Source organism: Streptomyces sp. RKAG293, assembly GCF_023701745.1.
GTDB lineage: Bacteria > Actinomycetota > Actinomycetes > Streptomycetales > Streptomycetaceae > Actinacidiphila.
In genome coordinates this window covers 1,247,166-1,263,891 of sequence record NZ_JAJOZB010000001.1, presented here as the reverse complement: position 1 = coordinate 1,263,891, position 16,726 = coordinate 1,247,166, and the positions used below count along the sequence as shown (strand labels likewise).

Genomic DNA, 16,726 nt, shown 5'->3' with positions numbered 1-16,726 from the left:
GCGTGATGTCGACCCGGGGCCATTGGGTGACCGGCCGTCATCTGTGGATGCGGTGGCCGTGGAACGTGGTGCTGGGCGTGCTGGTGCTCGCACTCGTCGGCGGCACGCTCACCTGGGTGCTGTGGCCGGAGGACACCTCGTGCGCGGACGGGGTCAGGCACGTCGGGGCCGACCGCAGCTGCGTCGGGGTGACGGACGGCTCGTTCCACTTCTCCGACAACCTGGCGGCGGTCTCCGACCTGGTCCACACGCAGAACGTCGCGGTCGACGAGGACAACCGTTCCTTCGTGAGCATCGTGTACCTCATGAACCTGGTCCCCGGCCCCGACGACACCAACACCCCGGACTCCGTACGGCACGAGATCCAGGGTGCGTACGCGGCGTTGTACGAGAAGAACAACACGCTCGGCGGAGGCGATGTCCCCCGTATCCGGCTGCTGCTGGCCAACTGCGGCAGTACCGACGAACAGCGGGACGCCACGCTGGAGGAGATCCGCAGCCGGGTGGGCCCGCAGCACATCGTGGCCGTCGCGGGGCTCGGCACCAGCACGGACGCGACCGCGCGGATGATAGGGAAGGTGACGGGCAGCACGGAGTCCGGCGGGCTGCAGCTCGCCGCGGTCGGTTCCGTCCTCACCGCCGACACGCTCGCCAGCATTCCGGGACTCGTGCGGACCGCCCCGACCAACACCGACGAGGCGGCGGCCGCGGCCTCGTTCCTGAAGCAGCCGCCCTACGCCGCGCTGAAAGTGCTGGTGATACAGGACGCCCGGCCCGACGACCAGTACAGCCGCACCCTCGGCAAGGCGTTCCTGGCGGCCTTCCCGAAGGAGCGGCTGGTCGGCCAGGTCGAGCAGTACGACTCCTCGCAGGAAGGCGTCGCCACCGCGTTCACGACCCGGATGGCCAACCTGTGCGCGGTCAAGCCCGATGTCATCTACTTCGCGGGGCGCGGTGTGAATCTGCCCAGCTTCCTCGCGCCGCTCAAGAACCGGCCGTGCTCCGCCCGCAAGCTCATCGTGCTGTCCGGCGACGATGCCTCGCAGACCGCCCAGGCCGCCGGTTTCGGCGAGATCAAGGAGACCCTGCGCAGCGGCACCGTCCGGCTGCTGTACACCGGTCTCGCCCACCCCGAGGCGTGGGCCAAGCGCCCGGAGTCGTACCCGGTCGGGCCGACGGACAACGCCGGCACTCTCGGTGCGCAGGGCTACTACCGGACGACGTTCCCGCTGGAGGCGCTGGACGACGGCCAGGCGATCATGGGGTACGACGCGGTCACCGCGGCGGTCAAGGGAGCCCGTGAGGTGGGCGGCTCCCCGGAGTCGCACGGCCGGGTGACCGGATCCCAGATGATCCAGATCTGGCAGTCGCTGCACGGGGTCAAAGCGGTGGAGGGGGCGAGCGGGTACATCTCGTTCGCCAACGACGGCTCTCCCCAGGAGAAGGCCGTACCCGTCATCGAGATCGGCCCCGACGGCCTGGTCCGCACCCTCGCCGTCTCCTCCCGATCGGGCACTCCGTTCATCCCGAAGAAGAACTGAGCACGGCGGCCGCCATCGAGGCGACCGCCGTGCCCGTCACGCGGTTCGTGTCCTGCGGTCAGGACGGATAGAGCTGACTCGCCGGCACGATGCGCTGTGCCTCGTCGGGCGCGTACCAGAGCAGCTTCATGGCCGCCTCGCCGGTGCGCTCGGTGAAGTCGATGCGGATCGAGTACTTCTTTCCGGCCTGCAGGGTCACGGTGCCGGTGTTGACTGCGGCATCGTGCGGAGTGGTGTTGCTGATGATCTGCTTGCCGTCGACCCAGACCTGCACCGTGTCGTCGGAGACGGTCAGGAAGGTGTACGTCCGGCTGTAGCGGGGCTGGACGGAACCGGTCCACCGTGCCGAGAAGTTGTCGGTCGGGACGGCCGGGGCCGGTGAACCGAGGTAGCGCCAGGCGAAGTTGACCGTCGGGTCGGTCCGCGTCACCTTCGGCGCCCCGCTGAACGAGGTGTTGTCCCAGTACTGCGCGGTCAGCCCGGTGCCGGTACCGTTCGCCGGCTGCGGCGGGGCGTAGGTCAGCTCGATGACGGTGGCGGTCGCGTTGACCGCCGCTCCCGACGGTGTGATGTCGTAGCCGTCACCCGCGGCCTTCACCGTGACCTGCTGGCTGCTGCCCAGCACCCGCGCCCCGGTGATGGTCAGCGGCGCGGTGGCCTTCAGGTGCAGCGGCTTGCCGGCGCCCGGCCAGGTGTAGACCGACGCCTCCAGCTTGTTGCCCGGTGCCGAGGCCACGGCTCCCCAGGCGGGAGTGGCCACGTTCCTGGCCGCGCCCGCGCCGTACACCGCGGCGCCCTGTCCGTTGGCGGAGAGCCAGGAGCCCATCGAGCGCAGCCGGTCGACCGCTCCCGAGGGCACCGCGCCGGTCTTGTCCGGGCCGATGTTGAGGAGGTAGTTGCCGCCGCGCGAGGCGATGTCGACGACGTTGCGGGTCAGGGTGGTCGCGGACTTCCAGTTGGTGTCGTAACTGGCGTACCCCCAGTGGTCATTGAGGGTCATGCAGGACTCCCAGAGCTGTCCGCCGACCGGGGCCGAGGGGATCTCCTGCTCGGGGGTGCCGTAGTCGCCGTCCACGACCCGTCGCTTGTCGACCCGGTTGTTGATCACCAGGTTGGGGTCCAGGCCGTGCAGATAGGTCTGCAGCGCCTCGCCGTCGGCGGTCGACCACGGGTTCACCGGGTTGTCGGTCGCCCACTCGCCGTCGAACCACAGCACCGCCGGGTGGTAGTTGTCGACGAGCTCCTTGAGCTGGGCGTACATGTCCTTCTTGTACTGCGGGAAGTCGGCCGTGAAGTTCGGGTTGTGCCAGTCCCAGATCGAGTAGTACAGACCGAACTTGATGCCCTGGGAGTCGGCGGCGGCCTTCATCTCGGCCAGGATGTCGCGGCTCCTGCTGAACGACGAATGGTCGCGCAGATTCCAGGTGTTGACCTTCGTCGGCCACATCGCGTAGCCCTCGTGGTGCTTGGCGGTCTGCACGATGTAGCGCTGGCCCGCGTCCTTGGCCAGTTTCACGATCGCGTTCGCGTCGAAGGAGGCCGGGTTGAACTGGGCGGCGATGTCCTCGTACTCCGCCTTGGGTATGGCGCAGTCGCGCTCGATCCACTCGGCGTTCCGGCAGACCGAGCCGTCCGGGCGGGTGTACGTCCCCTGCAGCTGGGAGTACGCGCCGTAGTGGATGAACATGCCGAAGTGGTCGTCGCGCCACCACTGGGTGCGGGCGCTGGTGAAGGGGTCGTCATAGGCGTAGTTGGTGCCGGGGCCGGCGGCGGCCGGTGCGGCGGTGGGGGTCGCGGCGGCGGTGGCCGGGCCGCCGGTCAGGCCGATGGCCGTGACCAGGGCGACCACGAAGGCGAGCGCCGGATGGAGGGTGCGTGCTGAGCGGCTCATGGGCATCTCCGTTGATGCGGGGACAGGGCTCATTCGCAGGACAGAACGATGGCAGGGCTATGACAGAACGAGAAGCTTTCATCCGATGTCTAGTGGTGGTCGACGACAACCGTCAAGAGAAATTGCCGGATACACGCCGCTCCACGGCAATTTCCCATCCCTCACCCACACTTGAAGAGGGAAGTCATCCAATCTTTGATGCGTGACTACCAGATACGCCCCGCCCGCAGCAGTTGGTCGCGGACCAGGGCGACATGCGGGAGTTCACCGGCACCGGGGCGCTGGGCGAGGTAGGCGGTGTTGATGGGCGGGTCCTCGGGTTCGAGGAGCGCGACGAGGGCCCCGGAGGCGAGTTCGGCGGCGCAGAGGTAGCGCGGCAGGACGGTGACCCCGGCTCCGGCGACGACCGCGGCGAGTACACCGCGAAGATCCGGGACGGTGATGGCGGCCTGGGCGGACAGCCGGGTGCCGAACACATGGCGCCAGTAGCGGCGGGCGATCGGCAGGTCCTCCGCGTAGGTGATCAGCGGGGCGGCGCGCAGCGCGGCCGGACCCTCGGCCGCGACGGTGCCGGAGCCGATCCGCCCGGCCCAGGAGGGTGCCGCGACGAGGACGAACTCCTCGTCCATGAGCGGGACGGCGGTGACGCTGCGACCGCGCGGCCGGACCGTCGAGATCACGAGGTCGTAGCGGCCGGCGCGGAGTCCTTCCAGCAGGTCGTCGGTGAGGCCGGTGGTGATCCGCAGCCGCACGCCCTCCCCGGTCAGCGGAGCCAGCGCCGGGAGCGCCCGGAGGCAGAGCAGCTCGGCGGGCCCGGCCAGATGCACCGGCTCCGCGGGGGTCCGCCGGTCGGAGTGGTCCCGTCCGGTGACCGCCGCGAGGGCGTCCAGCGGTGCCGAGACATCGGCCGCCAGCTGGTCGGCGACCGCTGTGGACGCGACACCGCGCGGCAGCCGGTCGAAGAGCTGCCGGCCCAGCCGCTCCTCCAGGGCCCGCACCTGGGTCGTCACCGTCGGCTGCGACAGGCCGAGCAGCCTCGCGCCCGCGGTGAAGGAGCCGGCACGGTGCACGGCCAGGAAGGTCCGCAGCAAGGTGAGGTCCACGGGGGCGGGTACGGATCCCGGTCCCGGCAGCTCCGATCCATCGGGATTCCTATGGGTCATGGTGGTGATTCTATTGGATTTCGATGGATCGGCGGCCTACGTTCGAGATCGACAGCGATCTGACACTCCGCGTACGGAATGTCGGACCGTCGCCCCCACCGAGAGATGTGACATGGCAAAGATCCTGTTCGTGATGACCGGCGCCGACCACTGGACGCTGGCCGACGGCACCAAGCACCCCACCGGATTCTGGGCCGAGGAGGCCGTGGCCCCCTACCGTGCCTTCACCGGTGCCGGCCACGAGATCGTGATCGCCACCCCCGGCGGAGTCGTCCCCACGGTCGACCGGGGAAGCCTCGCGCCGGAGGTGAACGGCGGCCAGGAGGCCGCCGACGCGATCGTCGCCGAGCTCGCCGCGATGACCGCCCTGAAGAAGCCCGCCAAGCTCGAAGAGATCGAACTGGCCGACTACGACGCGGTGTTCTACCCGGGTGGCCACGGTCCGATGGAGGACCTGGCCGTCAACGCCGACTCCGGCCGGCTGCTGACCGCCGCGCTGGACTCCGGCAAGCCGCTCGGAGTGGTCTGCCACGCCCCCGCCGCGCTGCTCGCCGCCACCCGCCCCGACGGCACCTCGCCCTTCGCCGGGTACCGGCTGACCGGTTTCACCAACGTCGAGGAGACCCAGGCGGGCTTCGCCGACAAGGCGAAGTGGCTGCTCCAGGACCGGCTCGTGGAGATCGGCGCGGACTTCCAGGAGAGCGACGCGTGGGCGCCGTACGTGGTCGTCGACCGCAACCTGATCACCGGCCAGAACCCGGCCTCGTCCGTGCCGCTCGCCGCCGAGCTCCTCAAGGCGCTGGGCTGACCGTCCGATGCCCACCGACCGGCTGACCGAGGTACTCGACGCCACCTACACCTGCCTGACCAGGTACGGCGTACGGCGCACCACCATGGACGACATCGCCTCCACGATGGAGGTGTCCCGGTCGGCGGTCTACCAGTACGTCCGCGGCAAGGACGACGCCTTCCGCCGGCTCGCCGAGCGCCTGCACATCCGGGCGCTCGATCGGGCCCGGCGGGCGGCGGCCGCCGACGCCCCGGCCCCGGAACGGATCCGGGGCATCCTGGCGGCCAGGCTCGACCTGGTGCGGGAACTCACCGGGGACTCCCCGCACACCGCCGAACTGCTGGACGGGAAAGCCCGGTTGTTCGGCGACATCTGCCATGACTTCACGACCGACCTGCGCACCCTGCTGATCGGGGTGTTCGCCGAAGCCGGCACGGGTCCGTCCGACGCGGCCGACGCCGCCGACATCTGTCTCGCCCTGGTCAGGGGACTGGAGGCCACCGACGACGGTGCGCGGCTGCTCCGCCCGGCCACCGGCGCCCTGCTGGCCGGACTGCCGTCCTGACGTCCTGGCCGGCTCCCGGCCCCGCTTCCGGACGGTCACTCCGCCAGGCCCTCCGGAAGTCCGCCGGTGTGCACCACAGCCAGCGACCGGGTGGCACGGGTCAGGGCGACATAGAGATCACTGGCCCCGCGCGCGGAACCGGAGACGATGAGCGCCGGCTCGACGACGATCACCGAGTCGAACTCCAGCCCCTTGGCCTGCCGGGGTTCGAGCAGCACCAGCGGCTGCGTCAGATCGGGCTCCTCGCCCGCCAGCACCCCGGGGAGCTTCCCGGCCAGTGCCTCGTGCAGCGCCCGCGGCGCGATCACCGCGAGCCGGCCGTCGTCCGGGGTCTCCAGGGACGCGGCCTCCGCGACCGTACGGACGAGGTCGTCCGTGACGCACACCCGGGGCCGTACTCCCGTCGAGCGCACCGAGCGCGGCGGCTCGTACGACGGGTCGGCGGCCCGCGCCACACCGGCCGCCAGCTCCATGATCTCTGCCGGTGTGCGGTAGTTGACGCCCAGCCGCACATGGCTCCAGCGGTCGCCGACGTACGGGTCCAGGATCTGCCGCCAGGAGTCGCAGCCCGCCGGATCGCCGGTCTGGGCGGGGTCGCCGACCAGGGTCAGCGAACGGGTCGGGCAGCGGCGCATCAGCAGCCGCCACGCCATCGCGGACAGCTCCTGCGCCTCGTCCACGATGATGTGGCCGAAGGCCCAGGTGCGGTCGGCGGCGGCGCGTTCCGCGGCGCTGCGGCGGTCGGTCTCCTCATGGCGGTCGGCGAAGCGCTCGGCGTCGATGAGGTCGTGGGCGGTCAGCACCTCGGACTCCCCGTCCTCGAACTCGAAGGAGCGCGAGCCGTAGGACAGTTCCAGAACTCCCTGGGCGTAGGCCACCTGCTCGCCGCGCTCCCGCGCCGCCGCCGCCCGCGCCGCCCGGTCGTCCTCGCCGAGCAGCTCGGCGGCCTCGTCCAGCAGCGGGATGTCGCCGACGGTCCAGTCGCCACCGGTGCGGCGGACCAGCTCGGCGTCCGCGTCCGGCAGCTGGACGGGATCGGCGAGGAAGTCCCCGACCAGCTGCTGCGGGGTGAGGTAGGGCCAGTACGCGTCGATGGCGGCGTGCACCGCGGGGTTGTCGTTCAGCTCGCGGCCCAGCTGCTCGACCTCCTCCGGGCCGAGGAAGTTCTCCCCGTCGTACGGGTCCGCGCCCAGCCGGTCGGCGAGCTGTGCGGTGAGCGCGTCGAGGACGAAGCGGCCGAAGTGGGCGCGGGCCAGGTTGTGCGGCAGCCGGGTCTGGCGCGCGCAGTGCCGGGCGTCCTCGGCGACGGCCCGCTCCAGCAGCAGCGTCTCGCGCTCGTGCTGGATGGGCAGGGCAGGATCGGGGACGGTCTGCCGGTCGCGCAGCACCCGCGCGAGGACCTCGGCCATGCCGGCCCGCCCCTTGACTGCGGCGGCCCCGGGGCTGTCCGTCCCGGTGGCGGAGACGCCGGGGAAGAGCTCTCCCACGGTCGACAGCAGCACGCCGGTCTCGCCGAGCGACGGCAGCACCTCGCCGATGTAGCCGAGGAAAGCCGGGTTGGGCCCGACGATCAGCACCGCGCGGCGGGCCAGCTGCTCCCGGTACGCGTAGAGCAGATACGCCGCGCGGTGCAGTGCGACGGCGGTCTTGCCGGTCCCGGGGCCGCCCTCGACGACGAGCACGCCCCGGTGCGGGGCGCGGATGATCTCGTCCTGTTCGGCCTGGATGGTCTGCACGATGTCGGCCATCCGGCCGGTGCGGGCGGCACCGAGCGCGGCGAGGAGCACGGCGTCCCCGCGCGGGTCCTCGTACCCGGTGCGGACCTGGTCGGTGAGGTCCAGGACCTCGTCGTGCAGCGCGGTGACGGTGCGGCCGACGGTGGTGAGGTGCCGGCGACGGCGCAGGCCCATCGGGGAATGCCCGGTGGCGAGATAGAAAGGACGTGCGACGGGAGCCCGCCAGTCCACGACGAGCGGGGTACGGTCCGCGTCGTCCTGCCGGATTCCGATACGGCCGATGTGATGGCGTATGCCATCGGCGAAGTCGATTCGCCCGAAGCAGAGCCCGGACTCCACGGAATTCAGCGCGGAGAGCCGGTCGGTCCGCTCGGTGGCGATCACATCGCGCTCGAGGCGGGCCTGGATACCCTTGCCCACCTGGGCGAAGGACGCCTGGACTGCGGTCTCGGCCTGCTCCCGGAGCGTGTCGAGGCGCTCGTAGAGCCGTGAGACGAATTGCTGTTCATTCTGCAATTCCTCGGTTGACAATTCAGCTCCTGACGCGGTACAGTGTCCACATAAGACTTCTCCGCGCTGTTTTGACGCGCGAAGACATGAAACACCTAATATACGCAAGGAAATACCCCGGACGTCAATACGTCCGGGGTATTTCCTTGCCCGGAATGATTTCGGGCGGCGGGGCGCGGCGTCCGTCAGCGGGAGGCGGGGGCGGCCCCGGCCGGGCCCGGTGCACCGGGCTGGTCCGCGTCCCGGCCGGTCGCGGCCGGGCCGACCAGTTCCTTGAGGACGTCGGCCATGGTGACGAAGCCGATGCTGCGGCCCTGCTCGTCGACGACCGAGGCGAGGTGGGCCCGGCCCGCGCGCAGGGCGGTGAGGACGTCGTCCAGGGGGCTGGCGGCGCTGACCGTGGTGATCGGGCGCAGCGCCGTACGGGGGAACGGCCGGTCTCGCGGCTCGGTGAACAGGGCATCCTTGACGTGCAGATAGCCCAGCACCCGGCCGTCGCCCTCCGCCACCGGGAAGCGCGAGAAACCGGACCGGGCGGACAGCTGCTCCAGGTCCTCAGGGGTGATGCCGAGCGGGGCGCGGACGACGCGGCCGGTCGGCAGCGCCACCTCGCCCACGGGCCGGCGGCCCAGCTCCAGGGCGTCCTGCAGACGTTCGGTGGCCCGCGAGTCCAGCAGCCCCGCCAGACCGGCGTCGGTCACCATGCGGGACAGCTGGGCGTCGGAGAAGACCGCCGCGACCTCGTCCTTGGCCTCCACCCGCAACAGCCTCAGCAGGGTGTTCGCGAAGGCGTTGATCGTGAAGATCACCGGCCGCAGCGCCCGGGTGAAGGTGACCAGCGGCGGGCCGAGCGCGAGCGCGCTGCGCGCGGGTGCGGCCAGCGCGATGTTCTTGGGGACCATCTCGCCGATGAGCATGTGGAGATAGGTGGCGACGGCCAGGGCGATCACGAAGGCGATCGGGTGGATGAGCGCGTCGGGCACGTTGACGGCGTGGAAGACCGGTTCGAGCAGCTGCGCGATGGCCGGTTCCGCGACGATGCCGAGCACCAGGGTGCAGACCGTGATGCCGAGCTGGGCGGCGGCGAGCAGCGGTGACAGGTGCTCCAGGCCCCAGATGACGCTGCGGGCGCGCCGGTCCCCTTCGTCGGCGCGCGATTCGATCTGGCTGCGGCGTACCGAGATCATCGCGAACTCGGCGCCGACGAAGAAGGCGTTGACGACGAGGGTCAGGGCGCCGATGAGGAGTTGCAGGGCGGTCATCGGGCGCTCTCCCCGTTCGGTGCCGACCGGGTGCCGTCGGCGGGCGGTGCGACGATCCGGACGCGCGAGGCGCGCCGGCCGGCCGCCTCGGTGACCTCCAGCCGCCAGCCGTCGAGCTCGACGGTGTCCCCGGTGGCCGGGATCCGGCCGAGGCGCTGGGCGACGAGTCCGGCGAGGGTCTCGTACGGGCCTTCGGGGGCGTGCAGGCCGATCTCCTCCAACTGGTCGTCGGTGCGGGTCGCGCCGTCCGCGTCGTAGCTCCGCCGGCCGTCGGCGTCCTCGCCGGTGAACGTCAGGTCGGACAGCTCGTGCGGGTCGTGCTCGTCGCGCACCTCACCGACGACCTCCTCGACGATGTCCTCCAGGGTGACCACACCGGCCGTACCGCCGTACTCGTCGATGACGACGGCCATCGACTGCTTGCCGCCGAGCCGGTCCAGCAACCGGTCGACGGTCAGCGATTCGGGCACCAGCAGCGGTTCGCGCAGCAGCGAGGTGACCGGGAAGCGCGGGCGGCGCCCGGCGGGGACGGCCAGCACGTCCTTGATGTGGGCGGTGCCGATGACGGAGTCGAGGGTGCCGCGGTAGACGGGGAAGCGGGACAGGCCGGTGGCGCGGGTCGCGTCGGCGACGTCCTCGGCGGTGGCGCGCGAGTCGAGTGCGGTGACCTGGACACGCGGTGTCATCACGTTCTCCGCGGTGAGTTCCGACAGGTTCAGGGTGCGGACGAACAGCTCGGCCGTGTCGGCCTCCAGCGTGCCGGCCTTGGCGGAGTGCCGGGCCAGCGCCACCAGCTCCTGCGGACCGCGCGCGGAGGCCAGCTCCTCCGCGGGCTCCAGGCCCATCCGGCGCAGCATCCGGTTGGCGGTGTTGTTCAGATGCCGGATCAGCGGGCCGAACGCGGCGGTGAAGGCGCGCTGCGGGGCGGCGACGGCCTTGGCCACCGGCAGCGGCCGGGAGATCGCCCAGTTCTTCGGGACCAGTTCGCCGACGACCATCAGCAGTACGGTCGACAGCGCGGTGCCCAGCACCAGCGCGGCCGAGGAGGCCGCGGAGTCCGGCAGCCCGGCGGCCCGCATCGGACCGGTGAGCAGCTTGGTGATGGAGCCCTTGGAGAGCATGCCGATCACCAGGCCGGTGACCGTGATCCCCAACTGCGCGCCGGACAGCTGGAGCGTCAGGGTGCGGACGGCCTGCAGTGCGGCGGACGCACCGCGCTCACCGGCCTGCTCGGCGCGTTCCAGCTCGCCGCGTTCGATCGTCGTCAGCGAGAACTCGGCCGCGACGAAGACACCGCAGGCGAGGGTGAGCAGCAGAGCGACCACCAGGAGGAGCACTTCGGTCATCGGGTCACCTCCGTCCCATGATCGGGCAGAGGTGGTCGGTCCGCACGGCACCGGCTACTGGGAGGTTCGTCCATGGAGGGACGCTCACACCTTTCCTGGGGGTCGTTCCGTCGGATGACTCGAGCACGCTCATAGTAAAGGAAAGGCAAAGGCGTGGCGTGGCGCGGGGCCTCCCGAGAGCTCGGCAGGTCGCTCACGGCGCCACGCGCGGGCTACCCCACGGTGTTGCGCGAACTCGTTCCGTGATCGCCCCAGGTCACTGTTTCACGCCGTTTTCGATCCAGTGGGAAGGGTCTCCAGGAGGCTTCCGGTGAGGGTGCCGAGGGATAGGGTGGAGGCTTCCCGCGACCCGCCCCGGAGGTGCCTGCCCGGTGTCCGACAGCTTTGTCCACCTGCACAATCACACCCAGTTCTCGCTTCTCGACGGCGCGCAGAAGCTGCCCATCCTCTTCAAGAAGATCGAGGAGGAGGGGATGCCGGCCGTGGCCATGTCGGACCACGGCAACATGTTCGGCGCGTACGAGTTCTTCCAGGTGGCGAAGCGGGGCCCGGTCAAGCCGATCATCGGCATCGAGGCCTATGTGGCGCCGTCCTCGCGGCGCAACCGGAAGCCGGAGTTCTGGGGCCCCGGCGGGCAGCGGGCCGTCTCGGACGACGGCGAGGGCAGCAAGGACGTCAGCGGCGGCGGCCGCTTCACCCATATGACGATGTGGGCCGAGCACGCGCAGGGGCTGCGGAACCTCTTCCGGCTCTCCTCGCTCGCGAGCTTCGAGGGCTTCTACGGCAAGCCCCGTATGGACCGCGAACTGATCTCCCAGCACGCCTCGGGGATCATCGCGACCACGGGCTGCCCCTCGGGCGAGATCCAGACCCGGATCCGGCTCGGCCAGTTCGACGCGGCCCTCCAGGCGGCCTCCGACTTCCAGGACATGTTCGGGCGGGAGAACTACTTCCTGGAGCTGATGGACCACGGCCTGGATCTCGAGCGCAACGTCCGCGAGGACCTGCTCAGGATCGCCAAGGAGCTGAAGATCCCGCTCCTGGCGACCAACGACTCGCACTACGTGCACGAGAGCGAGGCCGACTCGCACGACACGCTGCTGTGCGTCGGCGTCGGCAAGAACAAGGACGACCCGGGCCGCTTCCGGTTCAACGGGACCGGCTACTACATCAAGACCGCGGCCGAGATGCGGGAGCTGTTCTCCGAGCTGCCCGAGGCGTGCGACAACACGCTGCTGATCGCCGAGCGCATCCAGGACTACGACGAGGTCTTCGCCGAGGTCAACCAGATGCCGCAGTTCGTGGTGCCCGAGGGCGAGGACCAGGAGTCCTGGCTGCGCAAGGAGTGCATGCGCGGCCTGGCGATGCGGTACGGCGACCCCATCCCGGACGCCGTCATGGAGCGCTTCGAGACCGAGATGAAGATCATCGGTCCGATGGGGTTCTCCAGCTACTTCCTCGTTGTCGCCGACATCTGCAAGTACGCCCGTGACAACGACGTGCCCGTCGGCCCCGGCCGTGGTTCCGCGACCGGTTCCATCGTCGCGTACGCCACCCGCATCACCGAGCTGTGCCCCCTGGAGCACGGGCTGCTGTTCGAGCGGTTCCTGAACCCCGAGCGCATCAACCCGCCCGACGTCGACCTCGACTTCGACGACCGCCAGCGCGACCGGATGGTGCGCTACGTCACCGAGAAGTACGGGGAGGAGTACACCGCCCAGGTCAACACGTTCGGCACCATCAAGGCCAAGGCCGCGGTCAAGGACTCCTCCCGGGTCCTGGGCTACCCCTTCGCGATGGGCGACCGCATCACCAAGGCGATGCCCGCCGACGTGATGGGCAAGGGCGTCCCGCTCACCGGCATGTTCGACCCGTCGCACCCCCGCTACGGCGAGGCCGGCGAGATCCGGCAGATGTACGACAACGAGCCGGACGTCAAGCGCGTCATCGACACCGCGAAGGGCATCGAGGGCCTGGTCCGCGGCACCGGTGTGCACGCGGCCGCGGTGATCCTCTCGAAGACACCCCTGCTGGACCTGATCCCGATGCACCGCCGGGACAAGGACGGCGTGATCATCACCGGCTTCGACTACCCCAGTTGCGAAAACATGGGGCTGGTCAAGATGGACTTCCTGGGTCTCCGGAACCTGGGCATCATCCATCACGCCCTGAAGATCGTGAAGGAGAACCGGGGGGTCGACCTCAAGACCGAGACCATCCCGCTGGACGACGCCACCACCTACGAACTGATGGCCCGCGGCGACACCCTGGGCGTCTTCCAGCTCGACGGCGGCGCCATGCGCGCCCTGCTGAAGCTGATGGAGCCCACCCGGTTCGAGGACATCGCGGCCGTCCTCGCCCTGTACCGGCCGGGCCCGATGGCCGCCAACGCGCACACCAACTACGCGCACCGCAAGAACGCCCGCCAGGAGATCGAGCCGATCCACCCCGAGCTGCGCGAAGCGCTCGACCCGATCCTCGGCACCACGTTCCATCTGCTCGTGTACCAGGAGCAGATCATGGCCATCGCCCGGGAACTGGCCGGCTACAGCCTCGGCGGCGCCGACCTGCTGCGCCGCGCGATGGGCAAGAAGAAGCCCGAGGTGCTGGCGGCCGAGTGGGAGAAGTTCCACGGCGGCATGCAGACCAACGGCTACAGCGAGGAGTCCATCAAGGCGCTGTGGGACGTCATGCTCCCGTTCTCCGGCTACGCCTTCAACAAGTCGCACACCGCCGGCTACGGACTCGTCTCGTACTGGACCGCCTACCTCAAGGCGAACTACCCCGCGGAGTACATGGCGGCGCTGCTCACCTCGGTGGACGACGACAAGGACAAGGCCGCCATCTACCTGGCCGACGCCCGCAAGATGGGCGTCAACGTGCTGCCGCCGGACGTGAACGAGTCCACCGCGGACTTCACCGCCGTCGGCGACGACGTCCGGTTCGGTCTGAAGTCGGTGCGCAACGTGGGCACCAACGTCATCGAGTCGCTGGTCGCCTCCCGCAAGTCCAAGGGCAAGTACACGGCGTTCAGCGACTTCCTCGACAAGGCCGAGATCACCACGCTCAACAAGCGTGCCGTGGAGTCCCTGATCAAGGCCGGCGCCTTCGACTCGCTCGGACACACCCGCAAGGGGCTTTCCGCGGTCCACGAGGACGCCATCGACGCGATCATCCCGGTCAAGAAGGCCGAGGCGTACGGGCAGGACGACCTGTTCGGCGCGCTCGACAGCGGTGACGGCGGCGGTGGCGGCGGCTTCGGTCTGGACTTCAAGATCGGCGAGGACGAGTGGCCGCGCAAGCAGCTGCTGTCGACCGAGCGCGAGATGCTGGGCCTGTACGTCTCGGCGCACCCGCTGGACGGGGCCGAGCACATCCTCGCCCGCAACCGTGACACCTCCATCGCCGATCTGGTCGCCTCCGGGCAGACCCAGGGCGTGGTGAAGCTCGCGGGGCTGATCACCACCGTCGAGCGGCGGATGACGAAGCAGGGCAACGCGTGGGCGATCGTGCACCTCGCCGACCGTGACGCGAACATGGAGATCTGCTTCTTCCCCGCCTCCTACCAGCTGGTGCAGCACGCGCTGATCCCGGACACCGTGGTCGCGGTGACCGGACGGATCAACGACCGCGACGGAACGATCAACATCGCCGGCCAGGAACTGATGGAGCTGGACATCTCGTCCGCCGAGTACGGCGGCAAGCCCCCCGTCCAGCTGTTCATGCGGGCCCACAAGCTCAACCAGCCGACGATCAACGAGCTCAAGCGGATCCTGCGCGCCCACCCGGGCGACAGCCCGGTGCGCATGCGGGTCCGCGGGCCGGAGAAGACCACGGTCTTCGAGCTGGGATTCCTGGTGAACCACGAGACCATCGCCTCCGACATCAAGGGCTCCTTCGGCGCCGAGAGCTGGCTGGGCGTGGCATGACCGGCCCGTGGTTTCCGTCCCGCCCGTTTCCGGGCTGACGGGACGGAAACCACTGGCCGCGGGGGCGGGCCGGCTGTTTGACTGCGCCGCATGAACGACCTTCACCTCCGCGCGGCGGACCCCTCGGACATCGCGGCCGTACTCGGCTTCTGGCAGGTGGCGGCCGAGGGCGCCAGCATCAGTGACGACGAGCAGGGCGTGGCCCGGCTGATCGCCCGGGACCCGGAGGCGCTGCTCCTGGCCGAACGCGACGGTGTGCTCCTGGGGTCGGTGATCTCCGGCTTCGACGGCTGGCGGTGCCACATCTACCGGCTGGCCGTGCACCCCGCCGCCCGGCGCCAGGGGATCGCCGCGGCGCTGCTGGCGGCGACGGAGGAACGGTTCGTCGCGCTGGGCGGGCGGCGGGCGGACGCGATGGTCCTGGAGCGCAACGAGCTGGCGCACCGCGCCTGGAAGGCGGCCGGCTACGGCCCGGAGGAGCCGTGGCGGCGCTGGACCAAGCCGCTGAGGTAACCGCCGGCCGGCGGGATCCGCCTGCGGCCCACTTGCCGCCGCTAGCGGATCGGCGCTAGCTTGTAGGTATGGCCAAGACCCAGTTGAACGTGCGGGTGGAAGAGTCCACCGCCGAAACGGCCCGGGACCGGGCTTCGCGCCGGGGCATCAGCGTGAACCGGTACATCGAAGAGCTCGTCCAGCAGGACGCGGGTGAACGCGGACGCACCTTCGTCGAGGCCGCGGCCGACTTCATGAAGAGCTATGAGTCGGTGTTCGCGGAGGAGTTCGGCACGGAGCACGAAGGCAGCCGTTGAGCCTGCGTATCGACCTGGCCTGGCTGCTCATGGTCGCCGAGCACAACACCCCTGGCGACCCACAGGTCACCGACTGGGGCGCGCTGCTCGCGGCGGTGAGCCGGCACCAGGCGGAGATCTTCGGCACCCCCGTCTACCCCGACCCGCACGACCGCGCCGCCGCGCTGCTGCAGATACTCGTGCACGTTCCCGCCCTGGAGCGGTCCAACGCGATGTTCGCCTCGGCGGTCGCGTACGCCTACCTCGTCGCCAGCGGACTCAAGGTCACCACTTCGCCGGAGCAGGTCCGTGATCTGGCCCGGCTGGTCAAGGACGGCTCCGCCGGCGTCGGCCGGATCGCGGACGAGCTGCGCGGCTGGGGCGGATAGCCGGACGGCGGTCCCCGCACCCGTCCGGCCGGAGCACCGTCGCTAGCCGAGTCCCTCGGTCCGGGTGAACTCCTCCGCGTCCCACACACCACCGAGCTGCGGAGCCAGCCAGCCCGGCGCGGCGGCGCGGAACTCCTCGGGCGTGAGAGTGCTCGCACCGGCCGGGAGCACACCGAGCAGCGGTACACCCGCCGACTCCGGGAGGTCGACCAGGTTGCAGCGGGCCGCCAGGTCCGGTTCTGCCGGCCAGCTGCCGACGATGAGTCCGGCGCACCGCAGGTCCCGCGCGGCCAGCGCCTCCGTCGTCAGCGCGGCCGTGTTGAGCGTGCCGAGACCGGCGGGCACCACCACGAGTACGGCGGCGCCGAGCAGCTTCGCCACATCGGCCAGCGTCGAGCCGCCGTCGTCGAAGCGCACCAGCAGTCCGCCCGCACCCTCGATCAGCACCACGTCGTGCACGGCCGACAGCTTCGCGGCCGCCTCGGCGATCTCGGTCGGACGCACCGGGTGCAGTCCCGCCCGCCGGGCCGCGGTCGCGGGCGCCAACGGCTCGGGGTAGCGGGCGAGTTCGACCGCGGTGACCCCGCCGGCCAGCCGCGCGACCTCGGCCGCGTCACCCGGCTCACCCTCCGCGAGGCCCGTCTGGGCGGGTTTGAGAACGGCGACGCTCAGCCCCTGCGCCAGTGCCGCCGCGGCGACCGCCGCGGTCACCACGGTCTTCCCGATCTCCGTGCCCGTCCCCGTGACCGCCAGTACCGCCATGTGACCGCTTCCTCCTCGTGTCGATGCGGACGGTGCGCCGACCCTCCCGCGCCG

At 70.5% G+C, this 16,726-nt stretch carries 13 protein-coding genes; 7 read left to right on the top strand and 6 right to left on the bottom strand.

Annotated elements, in window-relative coordinates:
• Positions 1-5 precede the first annotated feature (5 nt).
• On the top strand, positions 6-1,541 hold the full coding sequence (locus LNW72_RS05580; RefSeq protein ID WP_250974340.1) for an ABC transporter substrate-binding protein: 1,536 nt from the start codon (positions 6-8) through the stop codon (positions 1,539-1,541).
• Between the two features lie 58 nt (positions 1,542-1,599).
• Here LNW72_RS05580 and LNW72_RS05575 read toward each other — a convergent pair whose 3' ends face one another.
• Together LNW72_RS05575 and LNW72_RS05570 are read right to left on the bottom strand one after the other, a co-directional pair.
• Positions 1,600-3,432: an alpha-L-fucosidase gene (locus LNW72_RS05575; RefSeq protein WP_374117147.1), complete on the bottom strand. Its 1,833-nt coding sequence runs from the start codon at positions 3,430-3,432 to the stop codon at positions 1,600-1,602.
• A 206-nt stretch (positions 3,433-3,638) separates the two neighbouring features.
• Complete coding sequence (locus LNW72_RS05570; protein ID WP_250974338.1) at positions 3,639-4,595, bottom strand: LysR family transcriptional regulator; 957 nt, start codon at positions 4,593-4,595, stop codon at positions 3,639-3,641.
• 112 nt (positions 4,596-4,707) lie between these two features.
• On the opposite strand from LNW72_RS05570, the gene LNW72_RS05565 reads away from it, so the two are divergent.
• Entirely contained in the window at positions 4,708-5,403 is a 696-nt protein-coding gene (locus LNW72_RS05565; protein ID WP_250974337.1) for a type 1 glutamine amidotransferase domain-containing protein, read from the top strand.
• Between the two features lie 7 nt (positions 5,404-5,410).
• Positions 5,411-5,950 (top strand): TetR/AcrR family transcriptional regulator, encoded by a 540-nt coding sequence (locus LNW72_RS05560; RefSeq protein ID WP_250974336.1) that lies wholly within the window; start codon positions 5,411-5,413, stop codon positions 5,948-5,950.
• Between the two features lie 35 nt (positions 5,951-5,985).
• Here LNW72_RS05560 and LNW72_RS05555 read toward each other — a convergent pair whose 3' ends face one another.
• The 3 genes from LNW72_RS05555 to LNW72_RS05545 all read right to left on the bottom strand — a co-directional run bounded on the left by LNW72_RS05555 (position 5,986) and on the right by LNW72_RS05545 (position 10,804).
• Entirely contained in the window at positions 5,986-8,217 is a 2,232-nt protein-coding gene (locus tag LNW72_RS05555) for an AAA family ATPase (protein WP_250974335.1), read from the bottom strand.
• Positions 8,218-8,381: 164 nt separating this feature from the next.
• Complete coding sequence (locus LNW72_RS05550; protein ID WP_250974334.1) at positions 8,382-9,458, bottom strand: hemolysin family protein; 1,077 nt, start codon at positions 9,456-9,458, stop codon at positions 8,382-8,384.
• The gene (locus LNW72_RS05545) at positions 9,455-10,804 is read right to left on the bottom strand and encodes a hemolysin family protein (protein WP_250974333.1); all 1,350 of its coding nucleotides are present in this window, start codon (positions 10,802-10,804) and stop codon (positions 9,455-9,457) included. The genes LNW72_RS05550 and LNW72_RS05545 overlap by 4 nt, the downstream gene beginning before the upstream one ends.
• 371 nt (positions 10,805-11,175) lie before the next feature.
• Here LNW72_RS05545 and dnaE point away from each other — a divergent pair, with 371 nt between their 5' ends.
• From dnaE to LNW72_RS05525, 4 genes are all read left to right on the top strand, one after another.
• On the top strand, positions 11,176-14,733 hold the full coding sequence (gene dnaE / locus LNW72_RS05540; protein WP_250974332.1) for a DNA polymerase III subunit alpha: 3,558 nt from the start codon (positions 11,176-11,178) through the stop codon (positions 14,731-14,733).
• Positions 14,734-14,823: 90 nt separating this feature from the next.
• The gene (locus LNW72_RS05535) at positions 14,824-15,246 is read left to right on the top strand and encodes a GNAT family N-acetyltransferase (protein WP_250974331.1); all 423 of its coding nucleotides are present in this window, start codon (positions 14,824-14,826) and stop codon (positions 15,244-15,246) included.
• Between the two features lie 68 nt (positions 15,247-15,314).
• Entirely contained in the window at positions 15,315-15,542 is a 228-nt protein-coding gene (locus tag LNW72_RS05530; RefSeq protein ID WP_250974330.1) for an antitoxin, read from the top strand.
• The gene (locus LNW72_RS05525) at positions 15,539-15,910 is read left to right on the top strand and encodes a fic family toxin-antitoxin system, toxin component (RefSeq protein ID WP_138354500.1); all 372 of its coding nucleotides are present in this window, start codon (positions 15,539-15,541) and stop codon (positions 15,908-15,910) included. The genes LNW72_RS05530 and LNW72_RS05525 overlap by 4 nt, the downstream gene beginning before the upstream one ends.
• A gap of 42 nt (positions 15,911-15,952) precedes the next feature.
• Here LNW72_RS05525 and bioD read toward each other — a convergent pair whose 3' ends face one another.
• A complete protein-coding gene (gene bioD, locus LNW72_RS05520; protein WP_250974329.1) occupies positions 15,953-16,672 on the bottom strand; it encodes a dethiobiotin synthase in 720 nt (239 codons plus the stop codon).
• Positions 16,673-16,726 lie beyond the last annotated feature (54 nt).

Coding starts and splice junctions, on each gene's coding strand:
- LNW72_RS05545 (WP_250974333.1), bottom strand. CDS start 10,804: ATGACCGAAGTGCTCCTCCTGGTGGTCGCTCTGCTGCTCACCCTCGCC.
- LNW72_RS05560 (WP_250974336.1), top strand. CDS start 5,411: ATGCCCACCGACCGGCTGACCGAGGTACTCGACGCCACCTACACCTGC.
- LNW72_RS05535 (WP_250974331.1), top strand. CDS start 14,824: ATGAACGACCTTCACCTCCGCGCGGCGGACCCCTCGGACATCGCGGCC.
- LNW72_RS05580 (WP_250974340.1), top strand. CDS start 6: ATGTCGACCCGGGGCCATTGGGTGACCGGCCGTCATCTGTGGATGCGG.
- LNW72_RS05575 (WP_374117147.1), bottom strand. CDS start 3,432: ATGAGCCGCTCAGCACGCACCCTCCATCCGGCGCTCGCCTTCGTGGTC.
- LNW72_RS05565 (WP_250974337.1), top strand. CDS start 4,708: ATGGCAAAGATCCTGTTCGTGATGACCGGCGCCGACCACTGGACGCTG.
- LNW72_RS05570 (WP_250974338.1), bottom strand. CDS start 4,595: ATGACCCATAGGAATCCCGATGGATCGGAGCTGCCGGGACCGGGATCC.
- bioD (WP_250974329.1), bottom strand. CDS start 16,672: ATGGCGGTACTGGCGGTCACGGGGACGGGCACGGAGATCGGGAAGACC.
- LNW72_RS05530 (WP_250974330.1), top strand. CDS start 15,315: ATGGCCAAGACCCAGTTGAACGTGCGGGTGGAAGAGTCCACCGCCGAA.
- LNW72_RS05550 (WP_250974334.1), bottom strand. CDS start 9,458: ATGACCGCCCTGCAACTCCTCATCGGCGCCCTGACCCTCGTCGTCAAC.